Raw genomic sequence first — 12,513 nt, forward strand, 5'->3', positions numbered from 1 at the left:
GGCCTTTCGAGTGATGAGGGAACAGGCAGCGCGATTCCCGGAACTGCACACGGCACACGGCCCCTCCTCGCCCCGGCCAGGCCGGCGTGAGCCGGCAGCGGGATGCGGAGGGAGGGGGCGGGAACTAGGACAGCGTCACGGGCATACGGTGGCGGCCGCGCAGCCGGCACCGGTCATCGCGAGACACCGGGATCACGTCGTACCGGGCCGGGGGAACGAAGGCGGTGGTGCGTCGCATGCACATGGCCCGGTTCCCCTTCTCTTCACTCCGCGTCGGGACACGCGGTGCCCCGTCGGCAGCGCGTGGGGCGAGTGTAGTGAAGGCGACCGCGAACGGGCGCGGCATTTTTGCGGCCCGGGCAGAGGGCGCGAGACGGCAGCAGGCCGCAGGCATGGGGGTGTGCTGAGGCTTGCGCCGAAGGACCAGGACCGGCTCCGGACGTTGGGCATCAAGGTCCGTAGCCCCTGGTGACAGATGCGGTGCTCCGCGAGGAGCGGTCAGGGCCTGGGCCGCCCGATCCTCGGAAGGATCAGGCTTTCACGTGCCCTGCGGTATGCCGGCCGTACCGCCCGGCGGTTGCTGTCGTTGGAGGCCGCCGCTGCGTCGCCGTCGGGCCTCTGCCGCAGGCCGGACTGCCCCTCCTGGACCACCCCTGGGACGAACCGGCCCACCCCCGGTGCGGCCGCAGAAACGGCGTCCGCCCGTGCGAACATGTCTGAATGAGCGTCACCGAGTCGACTGTTCGAAGTCCGGTGCTGGTGGTTGGCGGCACGGGGATGCTGGCCGGAGTCGTGGGCGCGCTCGTGGAGGAGGGACTCACCACGGTCGTCGTCTCCCGCCGGCCCCCCGGTCCAGCCGCCTTCGGGCGCCACGGCGCGGCAGGCGGACTGCTGGTACCGGTGAGCGGGGACTACACCGAGCCCGTCCGCTTTACCGAGGTGCTGCGCGATGCCGCCGCCCGTACGGGGCCGTTCGGGCAGGCCGTGCTGTGGGTGCACGCCGAGGGACGGCCGCACGCGTACGCAGCCGTAGCCGATACGCTGGCGGACGACGCGCTGGTGGTCGAAGTCCTCGGGAGCAGGGCCGCAGCGCCCACGGCCCCCGCACCCCGACCGCCCGAAGCCCTGAGCCGTACGCGCCACCGCGGCGTCGTCCTCGGATTCACCGGTCACGGGCCGAACACCCGATGGCTCGACCACGGGGAGATCAGCGCGGGCGTGCTGGCCGCACTCCGGGCCCCGAAGGACCGCGGACTGCATGTGATCGGGCGGGTCCGTCCCTGGGAAGACCGTCCTTGGCCCTGAATAGGGCCGGGCTGCCGGCAAGCAGCCGGGAGAACCACCAGAAGCGGGCTGCCCGTCCATTAAGCCCACCACAAGGCCATGATGACCACTACGGCTCGGGGGTGCTCATCACTCGCCATCGAAGCCGGAGTGCCGAGTTGGCTGGCGCGGCGGACGAAGCCCGGGCTGATCTCGAAGCCGCCCGAGCGGCCAGCCGAGATCTGATGAGCGCTCTCAACCAGCGGGGCTGAGACGTTCTGCCGGCATCGGCTTTTGCAAACGACCCGCCCGACGAATGAGGCCACGAACGCCGACAACCAGCGCCCAGAACAGGAGAGGAAGAGCGGCGACCCGTTCCATCCCTCCCATGCCGAGACCGAGGTAGTGGTGGAAGAGGAACAGCCCGAAGGCCGCGAGCGCTGTGGCTCCCAGCAGGCCGGTGCCCCACCGCAATGGGGTCGGTACATGTTCTGCCAGGCCGAAAACCGCCACGATGAGACCGATGTTGCCCGCTGCCATGATGAAGAGGGCGCCCAGGACATGCTGGTTCTCATTGGCGTCCGCAGGAGCCAGCCCGGCCAACACGAATCCCACGCCGGCACCGGCGAGCAGCAGACGGGCCACGGCAGCGGCCCGTCCCCTGCGCCAAAGGCCACCACCGGTCAGGGCGGCACCGACAACCAGCAGCACCCCCAGGGCGACGAACGAAACATTCATCAGACCGTGCTCGGGGGAACAGATATACCGCGGCTCAGGATCTGGCTGCAGAGCGCAGTGAGCGTTGCCTAGGTCGCTGATGTTGTTCCGCGCCCAGCTATACGGTCTGGCCCAAGCCGATTCGGCAATCCAATGGATGGCGAAGAACTGCACCACGCCCACGATCCATGCCGCGTACCCGATCCGGACTCTCACCATTCCACCTTCCGCCACACGAAGAACGTGCGGACAGCCGATCACGCGGCGCCGGACTCAGGCACTCCGACAAGCCCCCTGGAACAGAGTGGGGCAGACCCTACTGCGACCGGGGCAGGAGTTCGCGGACGAGCGCAGGCGCTACGCCGTCGGTGAAGGAGCGACGTGCAGGCTCACGGTCTGTGTTTGAGTGACCTGATGAAAATCTTGGTACTGGGTGGAACGGCGTGGGTGGGCCGTGAGGTCTCGCGGCAGGCGCTGGAACGTGGGCATCGGGTGACGTGCCTGGCCCGCGGGCAGAGTGGCAAGGCAGCCGAGGGCGCGGTGTTGGTCGCCGCGGACAGGCGGGACCCGTCGGCGTACGAAAGCCTGGCAGGCCAGGATTGGGACGCCGTGGTCGAGGTGTCGTGGCAGCCCGGCTTTGTCCGCGGGGCGCTGGCTGCGCTCGGCGAGCGGGCGGCCCACTGGTCGTACGTGTCGTCGGTCAGCGCGTATGCCTCGCATGCGGATCCGAACGCGGACGAGTCGGCGGAACTGCTCCCGGCGGCCGAGCGGGACGAGGTCGACCTCGACGGCTTCGGGGAGGCCAAGGTGGCCTGCGAGGAAGCCGCAACGGCCTCGGTGGGAGACCGGCTCCTCATCGCGCGGGCCGGACTGATCGGCGGCCCCGGTGACCACAGCGGCCGCTCGGGGTCCTGGGTCGCCCGCGCGGCCCGCCAGCCGTTGTCCCCGCTCCTGGTGCCGGCGTCCCCTGACCTACCGACGCAGGTGATTGACGCGCGGGACCTCGCGGCGTGGCTGCTGGACTGTGCGGAGAGGGGGACGACCGGCACGTACAACGCGGTCGGTCCGATCATGTCCTTCGGGGAGTGGGTAGCGCTGTCGAGGGAGATCGGTGGACACACCGGACCAGTGGTGGAGGCGGACGACGACTGGCTGCTTGGGCAGAAGGTGGTCCAGTCGATGGGCCTGGAGTCGCTGGCGTTGTGGGTGGCCGACCCGGACTGGGTCGGCTTCGGCGCCCGCAACGGCGCTGCGGCGAGCGCGGCCGGATTGCGGCACCGGCCCAGGGCGGAACTGCTGAAGGAGACACTGTGCTGGGAACGGGAGCAGGGCCTGGACCGGCCCCGGAGGGCCGGCCTGAGTGCCGACCGCGAGCGCGAACTCCTGGAAGCACTGGGGTGAGGAAGCTCGGCGGCGCGTTGTGACTTGAAGGCGGGCGGATGCAGGGCGGCGAGCGCGCTCATCGGCGTTTTCCTTGGCGCCCGTTGTGTCGGTCGGTTCAGGGCCGGCTTCGTCCGCGGCGAGTGGTCGGCGACCTGGCCTCGGGCTGGCCGTCGCCGGCCGGGTGGGTTTCCACAGCGCCAGCAGCGGGGCGGATTCCAGCATGCGGCTGTGGCACGGATCACGCAGCGCACCGTCGGCACTATCCGGTTGTTCGCTGCTGCCGGGGGGAAGGTGCTGCGGGGCGTGCGCGGCGATCAGGGTTCGAGCACGCGCCGCATCCACACGAGACCCAGGGATCGCAGCGATCCGTTGACCAGGCCTGAACTCGCGATTGATCGATTCGCGGGCCGCCTGGAGGTGTTGGTCCCCTGGCTGGGGGCCGTGGCGGCCGGTCAGGTGTGGACGTGGAAGTCGATGCTGAGGGGAAGCAGGAAGTCGGCCTGGTGGTGGTCGGGGTAGCGGCGGATCATTTCGGACAGGGCCTCCTCTCGGCTGGTGGCGGATTCCGTGACCGCGAGGAAGTCGTGGAGGTAGAGACGGATCTCCTCATAGCGGGTCGTGTCGCCTTGCGGGCCGTGGCCGGGGTGGACGGTCACATCGCTGCCGTAGCGTTCCTGCAGGGCATCCAGGGCTGTCAGCCACGACTGGATGTTGTCCCTGGTGACCTGGGGCCCCTCCCAGGCGTGGACGCCCGAGTAGACCAGGTCGCTCGTGAGGACTGCGTTGGCGGCGGGGACGTGCACCACGGTGGTGTGGTCGGCCTCCGCGGCGGGCCAGTCGGTGTCCAGCCGTAGGACCGCTCCCTGCGCGAGTGTCAGTTCCGGGCGGTCCGCGACCTCGATGAGGCCGTAGTCGAAGCCGTCGGGGTTGGCGGTGCTGCGCGGCTTCATGGTGGGTTCTGCGTCCAGCCAGCCGACGGACTCCATCCAGGAGGTGAAGCCGGTGACGTCGTCGGCGATCTCCCGGGTCGCGACGAGCAGAGGCACGTGCGGGAAGCGCTCGGCGAAGGTGCGCAGCCCGATGTAGTGGTCGGGGTGGCCGTGCGTGACGACCACCGCGAGGAGCTGCTTGCCGGAGGCGGCTACCTCGTCCGCCAGCTCGGCGGCTTCCGAGCTGCTGCGCAGGACGTCGATGACGATGAGGCTGGTGTCATCGGCGACCAGCCAGCTGTTCACGCTCGCTGTCGGCGCGGCGAACCTGGTCACGGTTACGGACACGGATCTCTCCCATCGGGCTAAAGGGCGCAAAGTGGTCGTAACGGATTGTGCCGCACTCGGGTGGGCAGCCTGGGGAATCTGCCACGGCGCGGCAGGTACCCAGATGAGCTGCAGGGGGCCGCGTTGTCCGCCGTGCTTTCCCCGGGGGCGTAGGCGCGGGACGCCAGCCGCCTGCGCGAGGTGCGGCGCTCGCGAGGTGCTGGGGTGTGGCAGCGGCCTCAGCGGGGCAGGCTGCGCCAGGGTTCACGTCTGTCTTGAGCCCGTGCGAATGCCGCCTCGTACCGTGTCCGGACTTGCGGGTCCGCCGTGCCCGCAGCAGGGCGCCGAGCGCCTGATGGCTGGCACCGCTTCGCCCCCGCCCGCAGCCCGAACTCCCTTGCCCGCCGCCCTCCGCGAGGACCACAAGATGGTCGGCCACCCGTCAGTGGACCCGGTCCCGGTGGACCGCGACATCCTGGCCGACGGCGACTGCGAGCTCGAAGTCGTCATCATCACCGTCGTGCCCGTCAGCGGGGACGAGACACAGCTCCGGCTCACCACCGTCGCCGGCCGGGTACCACGAGCACGGCACCGCCCCGACGCAGACCCTGGCCGTGGGCTGGATCAGTGGTGAGCCACTGCCCGATCGCCCGGTCCGTGGCGGTCGTGTGCCGCACCGCGGCCGGAGACCGTGCAGCTCGTAGGAGGCCCGCGCGGTGGCGCATTTTCCGCAAAGCGTTCCGGGGAGCCGGCCCTTCCGTATTCCCGAAGGGCCGGCTCCCGGGCAGCGGCCGGACCTGCCTCCGATGGCGACCGGGTGGCCCGGATGGCAGCCTGGACATGACGTCGAAGCCAAAGCGACTGGTCGCCTCACTCATGCGCTGAAAACAGTTCGTCGCGGGAGGTGTACCTCGTGAAATGCACTGCTTCACGCACCCGGAGGCTCATCGGTCCGGCCGTTGCCGCCATCCTGGCGGCGATGCTGGTACCCGCGGCCGCGTCCTCGGACGCAGCTGCCCAGCCCGGGGATGTAGTGGGCTTGATCAACGCGCAGCGTACGCAGCGGGGGCTTCCGGCGCTGACCGTCAACTCCGCCCTGAACACCGCTGCCCGGCAGCACGCCGCTGCGGCCGTGCAGCTGAAGTGGTGGGGGCCGGGCCAGGATCCGCACACCAACCCGCAGACGGGCTCGACACCGCAGAGCCGCATCATGGGGGCCGGCTACTGCCCGAACCCCCGGTCGTGGCAGGTCGCTGAAATCACGTACACCGGCTGGGGCACCTCGGGCACGCCGAGCGCCGCCATCAGATGGTGGATGAACAGCCCGGCACACCGCGCGAACATCCTCAACGGGACGCTGCGCGACATCGGCAGCGCGGCGTTGGCCGGCTCCGCGGACCGGGCCGGAGCCGGCGCGAGCGGCGCCGCGACGTACGGGGTGACGTTCGGGCGTTGCCAGCGCTGACCTCCTGCTCCCACGGCAATCCGGTTGCGAAGTGGTGGTGGGCCGGCTGACCGCACCGGGCACAGCCCATTGACGGTGCTCGGCCAGGTGCGGGTGGTCGGCGGTTCCAGTCGGGGTCGAGAAGGAGAAGCGCGAATGCTGGCCATGTGGACAGGTGCGATCAGTTTGACTTGATCACTTCTCTGAACTTGGCCTGGAGCTAGAGGGGGAGCGGCCGGGGTTTTGGCCAGTCGCAGAGCGTGGGGCACCCGTCAGGTGATCGTGGGGCTGCGGCGTTCGACGAGGATGACGTCGCGCCACGTTGAGTGGTGTCGGCCGATGCGTTCGCGGGTGCCGATGACGCGGAATCCGGCGCGCTGGTGCAGGGCGAGGCTGGCGGTGTTCTCGGGAAAGATGCCGGACTGCACCGTCCAGATGCCCGCCGAGTCGGTCGAGTCGAGCAGCGCGGTCAGCAGGTTCAGGCCGACGCCGCGGCCGCGGGCGTCTGGGTGCACGTAGACGGAGTGCTCGACGACTCCGGCGTATGCGCAACGGTCGGAGACCGGGACCACGGCGGCCCACCCCAGGACCTGGTCGCCTCCATCGAGGGCGACCAGGCGGTGGGCGGACAGCTTGGCGGCGTCGAAGGCCTGCCAGGTCGGGGCGGTGGTCTCGAAGGTGGCGTTGCCCTCCTCGATGCCCAGCTGATAGATGGCCAGGACCTGCTCGGCGTGCTCGGTCCGCATGGGCGCGATGCGCACGCCGGCCTCGGTGTCACTCACGCCGTGGGCTCGATGTCGAGTTCGGCGAGCAGGATTCGGACGCGGCGTTCGATCTCGTCGCGGATGGGCCGGACCGCCGCCACGCCCTGTCCGGCGGGGTCTTCCAGCTGCCAGTCGAGGTAGCGCTTGCCGGGGAAGTAGGGGCAGGCGTCGCCGCAGCCCATGGTGATCACGACGTCCGAGGCCTTCACCGCTTCGGTGGTGAGGATCTTCGGGGTTTCGGCGGAGATGTCGATGCCCGCCTCCCGCATGGCCTCCACCACGGCCGTGTTCACCGTGTCGGCGGGGGCGGAGCCGGCCGAGCGGACCTGGACGCGGTCACCACCGAGGTGGGTGAGGAAGGCGGCGGCCATCTGGGAGCGGCCGGCGTTGTGCACGCAGACGAACAGCACGGAGGGAACGGCGGAGGTACTCATCAGGCCAGGGCGCTTTCTTCGGCGGAACGGGCGGGGGCGGCGGACTTCTGTCCGCCGGGCAGGTCGGCGGCTTCGGCCTCGGTCCCCGCGGTGAGACCGAAGCAGACGGCGACGAGGGCGAGACCGGCGGCGGCTCCGAGCAACTGGGCGGCGAGGAAGGGCAGTACGGAGGCGGGGGCGATACCGGCGAAGGTGTCGGTGAACGCCCGGCCTATGGTGACGGCCGGGTTCGCGAAGCTGGTGGAGGAGGTGAACCAGTACGCCGCCCCGATGTAGGCGGCGACCAGCAGCGGCGCCAGGTGCGCGCGGCCGGCGCGGCCCAGGCCGAAGACGAGCCAGACCAGCCCGGCGGTGGCCACCAGCTCGCCCAGCCACAGCTGGCCGGAGAACCGGTCGTGGCCGGAGAAGTCGACCAGCGGCCTGCCGAACATGGCGTCGGCCAGGACCGCACCGGCGATCGCCCCGGCGACCTGGGCCGGTACGTAGGCGGCGACATCGCGCAGGGCGGGGCCGTCGCCGGTGCGCCGGCTGGTGAACCAGGCGGCCAGGGTGACGGCGGGGTTGAAGTGGGCCCCCGACACCGAACCGAGCAGGGCGATCAGCACGCCGAGACCGAAGACGGTGGCCAGGGAGTTGGCCAGCAGCTGCACTCCTACATCGCGGGTCAGCTCGGTGGCCTGGATCCCGGAGCCGACCACCACGGCGACCAGCGCTGCCGTCCCCAGCCCCTCGACCGCCGCCCGCCGCAGCAGCGGCACGGGCGCGCTCACGCGGGAGCCTTCGCGGATGCGGTGGGGACTTCCAGCAGGGCGGACAGCCTCGCCAGGGCCTCAGGGAGCACCCAGTAGTACACCCAGGTCCCGCGCCGCTCGGAGTCGACCAGCCCCGCCTCCCGCAGCACTCGCAGGTGGTGGGAGATCGTCGGCTGGGAGACGTCGAACGGGCCGATGAGGTCGCACACGCACGCCTCCCCGCCCTCGTACGAGGCGATCAGCGACAGCAGCCGCAGTCGGATCGGGTCCGACAGCGCCTTGAACATCCGCGACAGCTCGGCCGCGGCCTCCTCGCCCAACGGCTCGCGGACCATCGGCGCGCAGCACGCCGCCTCGTCCTGCCCGAGCACCGGCAGACCACCTTGTTTCGACATTCCTCAATATTGACAGCTGTCGAAACCGGTGGCAAGCTCGACTGTATCGACAGATGTCGAAGCAAGACGTTCGATGGGAGACCGCCATGTCCCGTGTCCAGCTCGCCCTGCGCGTAGCAAACCTCGAAGCCTCGATCGCCTTCTACTCCAAGCTCTTCGGCACCGAGCCCGCCAAGCGCCGAAAGGGCTACGCCAACTTCGCCGTCGTCGAGCCCCCGCTCAAGCTGGTCCTCATCGAGGGCGAGACCGGCGAGGACACCCGCCTGGACCACCTCGGCATCGAGGTCGCCTCCACCGAGGAAGTCACGGCTGCCACGACCCGGCTGGAGGACGCTGGCCTGGCGGCCTTCGAGGAGAACGACACCTCCTGCTGTTACGCCCTCCAGGACAAGGTCTGGGTCAGCGGTCCGGGCAAGGAGCCCTGGGAGGTCTACGTCGTCAAGGCCGACGCCGGCCTCTTGGAGAAGGCCGGCGCCACCCCGGAAGCCTGTTGCGGCTCCCCTGCGTGCTGTACCCCGCAGGAGCAGGCGCTCGACCCCGCTCACACTCCGGCTGAGGCCAAGGCGGCCGCCGGCTGTGGCTGCGGCAGCTGACCTACGTCGCCCGTCCGCGGCAGTTGGCGGGCGCCAGAGCGTCAACCAACTGGTTCTGGGTCATGGAGGAACGGCCGTCTCTGCCGACGGCCGCGACGTCGCTGTAGAGCTCGGCCATAGTGGGAGACATCAAGCGCCCGGCGCCGGAGGACCCGTCGGCCGCCACCTGCGAGGTGTCGGCAGCGCCGGCAGCATCGGGCCACTGGATGTTCGGCGGCGATCCGGCCGATCTTGACTTGGGCCCGGGAGAGGCTGACGCACAGCCCTTCGATCTCGCGGAGTTACCCCACACGTCTGTGCCTGTCGCCAGGCGGGGCACCGGCGGATGGTGGTGCGGAACCGGTTCTGCTGCGGCTCGTTGAGGGGCCGGGATGCACACTCGGCCCCGGGACCCCGAGCTCCCGGGGCCGGGCCCCTGGTTATGCCCCCCGACACCGCGGCCTGCGCGAGGAGTGGTGTCACCGTGCGCGGGCAGTCTCGGTGTCAGGTGTCAGGTGTCAGGTGTCGGGACCAAGCCGCCGGTACGGGACAGCCTTTAGGCTGGCGCGGTGACTGATGAGCAGGAGCGGGCGCAGCCGTCGGGAGTGTGGGCCACGGCGGTGGGAGTGACCAGGGTGCGCGCGCTGGAGACCGAGCGGGAGAACGCGCTGTTCCGTGACCCTCTGGCACACGCCTTCGCCGCCGCCGGCGGCCTGTGGCCCTCGTCACCGCCGCCCGATGACGAGGCCGCGCGCCGCCGTCGGCTGGCCGTGTCGTTCTCCATCGTCATCAGGACGAAGTTCCTCGACGACCTGGTGCAGCAGGCCTCCGCGTCCGGGGTTCGGCAGGTCGTGCTGCTCGGTGCGGGTATGGACAGCCGGGCCTTCCGGATGGACTGGCCCCAGGGCACCCGGCTCTTCGAGGTCGACACCGCCGCCCCTCTGGACTTCAAGGCGTCGGTGCTGCGTCAAGAGCGGGCCGTCGCACGCTGCGAGCGGATCACCGTCGCGGTGGATCTGCGTGAGGACTGGCCGGGGGCGCTGGCCGCCGCAGGACACGACCCTGCGGCGGCAACCGTGTGGATCGCCGAAGGACTGCTGATCTATCTCCCCCAGGACGCGGTGGAACTGCTGATGGCCCGGATCAGCGCGCAGTCGGCGGCCGGCAGCCGGCTGGGGCTGACGTTGGGCTCGCGCGGCGTGATCGAGCGCTTCGGCGCGGACGCCGTGCCGGGATCGGCGGCGTCCATGTGGGTCTCGGAGATGCCCGACGACCCGGTGGGCTGGCTGGCCGGTCACGGCTGGGAGGCCGGCAGCCACACCCTGCGCGAGCGCGCTGCCGCCTACGGCCGCCCGATCAGCACCCCGCCGCAGCGCGAGGAGCGGCCCGGCGGACTGATCTCGGCGGTCCGCCGGTGAAGCGCCTCCCCCCGATTCCTCCCAAGGGTGTAAGCACCTGACCGGTGCCAGTTCGCATCGACATTTTCCGATAACGGTGTCTCCGTCAGTTACGGAGCTGGGTGGAGTCCGCGCCGCGGATGGTCTGGGCGTTGAGGGCGGCTGAGACATCGCCTTGACGGGGTCCTCAGGAGAGTTGTCATCGGCTACGACCACCCCTGACGTCGACTGCCTGCAGCCGCTCCCGCGGGTCAACCAGTGCGAACGGCACCCCCGGCACCGGCGCCGGCGCGGCGGCTGCCGGCCGCCGGTTGGCCTTGTCGTCATCCAGTGGCCAGGCGTCAGGGGCTGGTGCGCCGGCCGGCACCCCTGCCTCAGTCACGGTGCTGCGCCCGGGTGGCCGGTGTGCGTCCGAAGCGCGGTGCGCTGTCGTCGTCGAGCTGTTCGAGGAAGCGGCCCAGAGTGTCGGTGACCTCGTCCAGGCAGCGGGCGCTGAAGAGCACTGGCTGGTAGCCGCAGATGTCGTACTCGGTGGCGAGTATGGCGGCGATGCTCAGCGGACGGATCCGGGAGTGCCGCAGGCGGCGGATCTCCCCGTAGGACGAGAGCAGGGCCGCGCCGTACGCCTTGGGTTGTCCTCCTTCGTCCAGGATCCCGTATTCCAGGGTGAACCAGTACACGTCGCTGATCATCTGGAGGACGTCTTCGTCCTCGACCCGCATCGCCGCTTGCCCGATGAGGCGGTAGATGTCGGCGAAAGCCGGCGCGGCCAGGTGGATCCCGTGACCGAAGACGTCATGGATGACGTCTGGCTCGGGCGTGAACAGCGGTACGGCAGGGTGGCGGACGAACTGCACGGCGTGGAAGTAGCCGTCTGCCATCGATCCCAGGAAACGCTTGTTCTCGACCACGCCTCCCGCGAGGGTGAAGTCGAAGCCCGTCAACCGCCGCAGATGTGAGCCGACTTCGCCATGCTGCGGGATGTGGTCCGCGGGGATAGGGGCCTGACCCCTGGCGTCGAGGACGGCATGGCACGCATGCTCGCGCTGGGCGGTCCACAGGGCCTGATGGACGATGCGCCAGGTCCGCTCCTCGGCCTCCATGTAGTTCACCGGTGGTGACGGATCACCGACCCGGTGACCGCGTGCCCGGGCGGCGATGGCCCCGCGCCGCCGCAGGTAGCGGGTATCGCTGAACCCGGGGTGCTCCACGGCCGCGCCCAGCCGGCCACCGGCAGCGACGGGCGTCCGCAGAGGAACATGACTCATGAACCGATTGATTTCCACCGGCACGAAACGGCACACCCGGGAGCTTGGCGCAGCCGGCATCGCCCCAGCCGTGGGCGCCGCGGATGGCCGAGAAATGCTCCTCGACGGACCGATCGCCTGCCCATGATGGCGGAACCCAGCCGCGGGGCGGGATGACAGGTTGCCTGCCCGGCCTGCCCAGGCGGGACGCGGCCCGGATCGTCACCGCGATGGCCCCGTCGTCCTGAGGACGCACCCGTTACCGCCTCTGGCAGCGGCGAAGGCCGTCGGTGGATCCGGAAGCGGCCGGGTCCTCGCGTCACTGCCTTTCGTCCGCGGGGGAGTGCCTTGACCGTCTGGTGTCGCCGGGTCAGAACACTCGGCGAGCGTCGTAGTGAGTGGGCACTAGGCGAAGGGCCCCTCGGCCGTGAAGCGGCGCAGTTGGTGGGCGAACGTCGCAGCCTCGCCCGGCGGCCACCCGGACAGGCTCCCCATGATGTGCGCGGCCAGTCGCGTGCGCAGCTCGGCGACCGCGGACCGGCCTTCCTCGGTGAGGACGAGCAGGTGCGCGCGCCGGTCGTCGGGGTCCGTCTCGCGGCGGATCAGGCCGGCGGCCTCCAGCCGGGAGGCCCGGCGGGTGACGCCGGAACGGTCGATTCCGACATCGGGGGCCAGGTCGGCGGCGCTGCGGGGGCCGGTGCGGGCCAGTGCGCTGAGGACCGGGTAGGTGTGTTCGTCCAGCCCCTCGCCCATGCCGTCGGTGAGCTGCCGGTGCAGCTGCGTGCGGGTGGTGCGCCTGAGCAGGATGCCCAGCGCATCTGCGATCTCGTGTCCTACTTCGTTCTCCACGGCCCAAGAATAGCGTGCGCCACGCACGCAATTGATGCTA

The 12,513-nt window shown here is 70.5% G+C and carries 14 protein-coding genes; 6 read left to right on the forward strand and 8 right to left on the reverse strand.

Going from position 1 to position 12,513, the window contains the following annotated elements; translation table 11 throughout:
* Nucleotides 1-720 precede the first annotated feature (720 nt).
* Nucleotides 721-1,305, forward strand: a complete 585-nt coding sequence (locus tag ACIA6C_RS14190; RefSeq protein ID WP_399275558.1) for a hypothetical protein — start codon at nt 721-723, stop codon at nt 1,303-1,305.
* 213 nt (nt 1,306-1,518) lie between these two features.
* Here the strand turns inward: ACIA6C_RS14190 and ACIA6C_RS14195 are convergent, their stop codons facing one another.
* Nucleotides 1,519-2,157 carry a DUF998 domain-containing protein gene (locus tag ACIA6C_RS14195; RefSeq protein WP_399275560.1) on the reverse strand — a complete coding sequence of 213 codons (639 nt, stop codon included), beginning with the start codon at nt 2,155-2,157 and terminating at the stop codon, nt 1,519-1,521.
* Nucleotides 2,158-2,394: 237 nt separating this feature from the next.
* On the opposite strand from ACIA6C_RS14195, the gene ACIA6C_RS14200 reads away from it, so the two are divergent.
* Nucleotides 2,395-3,381 carry an NAD-dependent epimerase/dehydratase family protein gene (locus ACIA6C_RS14200; protein WP_399275562.1) on the forward strand — a complete coding sequence of 329 codons (987 nt, stop codon included), beginning with the start codon at nt 2,395-2,397 and terminating at the stop codon, nt 3,379-3,381.
* A 434-nt stretch (nt 3,382-3,815) separates the two neighbouring features.
* Here ACIA6C_RS14200 and ACIA6C_RS14205 read toward each other — a convergent pair whose 3' ends face one another.
* Nucleotides 3,816-4,640: an MBL fold metallo-hydrolase gene (locus ACIA6C_RS14205; protein ID WP_399275564.1), complete on the reverse strand. Its 825-nt coding sequence runs from the start codon at nt 4,638-4,640 to the stop codon at nt 3,816-3,818.
* Between the two features lie 376 nt (nt 4,641-5,016).
* Here ACIA6C_RS14205 and ACIA6C_RS14210 point away from each other — a divergent pair, with 376 nt between their 5' ends.
* Nucleotides 5,017-5,253, forward strand: coding sequence for a hypothetical protein (locus ACIA6C_RS14210; protein WP_399275566.1), 237 nt, complete (start codon nt 5,017-5,019; stop codon nt 5,251-5,253).
* 405 nt (nt 5,254-5,658) lie between these two features.
* Nucleotides 5,659-6,084, forward strand: coding sequence for a CAP domain-containing protein (locus ACIA6C_RS14215; RefSeq protein ID WP_399275568.1), 426 nt, complete (start codon nt 5,659-5,661; stop codon nt 6,082-6,084).
* Between the two features lie 251 nt (nt 6,085-6,335).
* Here the strand turns inward: ACIA6C_RS14215 and ACIA6C_RS14220 are convergent, their stop codons facing one another.
* The 4 genes from ACIA6C_RS14220 to ACIA6C_RS14235 are packed head-to-tail and all read right to left on the reverse strand — an operon-like array spanning nt 6,336 to nt 8,408.
* Nucleotides 6,336-6,809, reverse strand: a complete 474-nt coding sequence (locus ACIA6C_RS14220; protein WP_399276233.1) for a GNAT family N-acetyltransferase — start codon at nt 6,807-6,809, stop codon at nt 6,336-6,338.
* A gap of 32 nt (nt 6,810-6,841) precedes the next feature.
* Nucleotides 6,842-7,261, reverse strand: coding sequence for an arsenate reductase ArsC (locus ACIA6C_RS14225; protein ID WP_399275570.1), 420 nt, complete (start codon nt 7,259-7,261; stop codon nt 6,842-6,844).
* On the reverse strand, nt 7,261-8,031 hold the full coding sequence (locus ACIA6C_RS14230; protein ID WP_399275572.1) for an aquaporin: 771 nt from the start codon (nt 8,029-8,031) through the stop codon (nt 7,261-7,263). The genes ACIA6C_RS14225 and ACIA6C_RS14230 overlap by 1 nt, the downstream gene beginning before the upstream one ends.
* Nucleotides 8,028-8,408 (reverse strand): ArsR/SmtB family transcription factor, encoded by a 381-nt coding sequence (locus tag ACIA6C_RS14235; protein ID WP_399275574.1) that lies wholly within the window; start codon nt 8,406-8,408, stop codon nt 8,028-8,030. Before ACIA6C_RS14235 ends, ACIA6C_RS14230 begins: the two co-directional genes overlap by 4 nt.
* An 86-nt stretch (nt 8,409-8,494) precedes the next feature.
* On the opposite strand from ACIA6C_RS14235, the gene ACIA6C_RS14240 reads away from it, so the two are divergent.
* Nucleotides 8,495-9,001 (forward strand): ArsI/CadI family heavy metal resistance metalloenzyme, encoded by a 507-nt coding sequence (locus ACIA6C_RS14240; RefSeq protein ID WP_399275576.1) that lies wholly within the window; start codon nt 8,495-8,497, stop codon nt 8,999-9,001.
* A gap of 584 nt (nt 9,002-9,585) precedes the next feature.
* Nucleotides 9,586-10,398 carry an SAM-dependent methyltransferase gene (locus tag ACIA6C_RS14245; protein WP_399276235.1) on the forward strand — a complete coding sequence of 271 codons (813 nt, stop codon included), beginning with the start codon at nt 9,586-9,588 and terminating at the stop codon, nt 10,396-10,398.
* A 353-nt stretch (nt 10,399-10,751) separates the two neighbouring features.
* On the opposite strand, the gene ACIA6C_RS14250 is transcribed toward ACIA6C_RS14245, so the two are convergent.
* Together ACIA6C_RS14250 and ACIA6C_RS14255 are read right to left on the reverse strand one after the other, a co-directional pair.
* Nucleotides 10,752-11,645 (reverse strand): phenylalanine 4-monooxygenase, encoded by an 894-nt coding sequence (locus ACIA6C_RS14250; protein ID WP_399275578.1) that lies wholly within the window; start codon nt 11,643-11,645, stop codon nt 10,752-10,754.
* Nucleotides 11,646-12,029: 384 nt separating this feature from the next.
* Nucleotides 12,030-12,473, reverse strand: coding sequence for a MarR family winged helix-turn-helix transcriptional regulator (locus tag ACIA6C_RS14255; RefSeq protein WP_399275580.1), 444 nt, complete (start codon nt 12,471-12,473; stop codon nt 12,030-12,032).
* Nucleotides 12,474-12,513 lie beyond the last annotated feature (40 nt).

It is taken from the genome of Streptomyces sp. NPDC051578 (assembly GCF_044454045.1).
Classification (GTDB): domain Bacteria; phylum Actinomycetota; class Actinomycetes; order Streptomycetales; family Streptomycetaceae; genus Streptomyces.

Coding starts and splice junctions, on each gene's coding strand:
- ACIA6C_RS14235 (WP_399275574.1), bottom strand. CDS start 8,408: ATGTCGAAACAAGGTGGTCTGCCGGTGCTCGGGCAGGACGAGGCGGCG.
- ACIA6C_RS14240 (WP_399275576.1), top strand. CDS start 8,495: ATGTCCCGTGTCCAGCTCGCCCTGCGCGTAGCAAACCTCGAAGCCTCG.
- ACIA6C_RS14225 (WP_399275570.1), bottom strand. CDS start 7,261: ATGAGTACCTCCGCCGTTCCCTCCGTGCTGTTCGTCTGCGTGCACAAC.
- ACIA6C_RS14200 (WP_399275562.1), top strand. CDS start 2,395: ATGAAAATCTTGGTACTGGGTGGAACGGCGTGGGTGGGCCGTGAGGTC.
- ACIA6C_RS14220 (WP_399276233.1), bottom strand. CDS start 6,809: ATGCGGACCGAGCACGCCGAGCAGGTCCTGGCCATCTATCAGCTGGGC.
- ACIA6C_RS14190 (WP_399275558.1), top strand. CDS start 721: ATGAGCGTCACCGAGTCGACTGTTCGAAGTCCGGTGCTGGTGGTTGGC.
- ACIA6C_RS14250 (WP_399275578.1), bottom strand. CDS start 11,645: ATGAGTCATGTTCCTCTGCGGACGCCCGTCGCTGCCGGTGGCCGGCTG.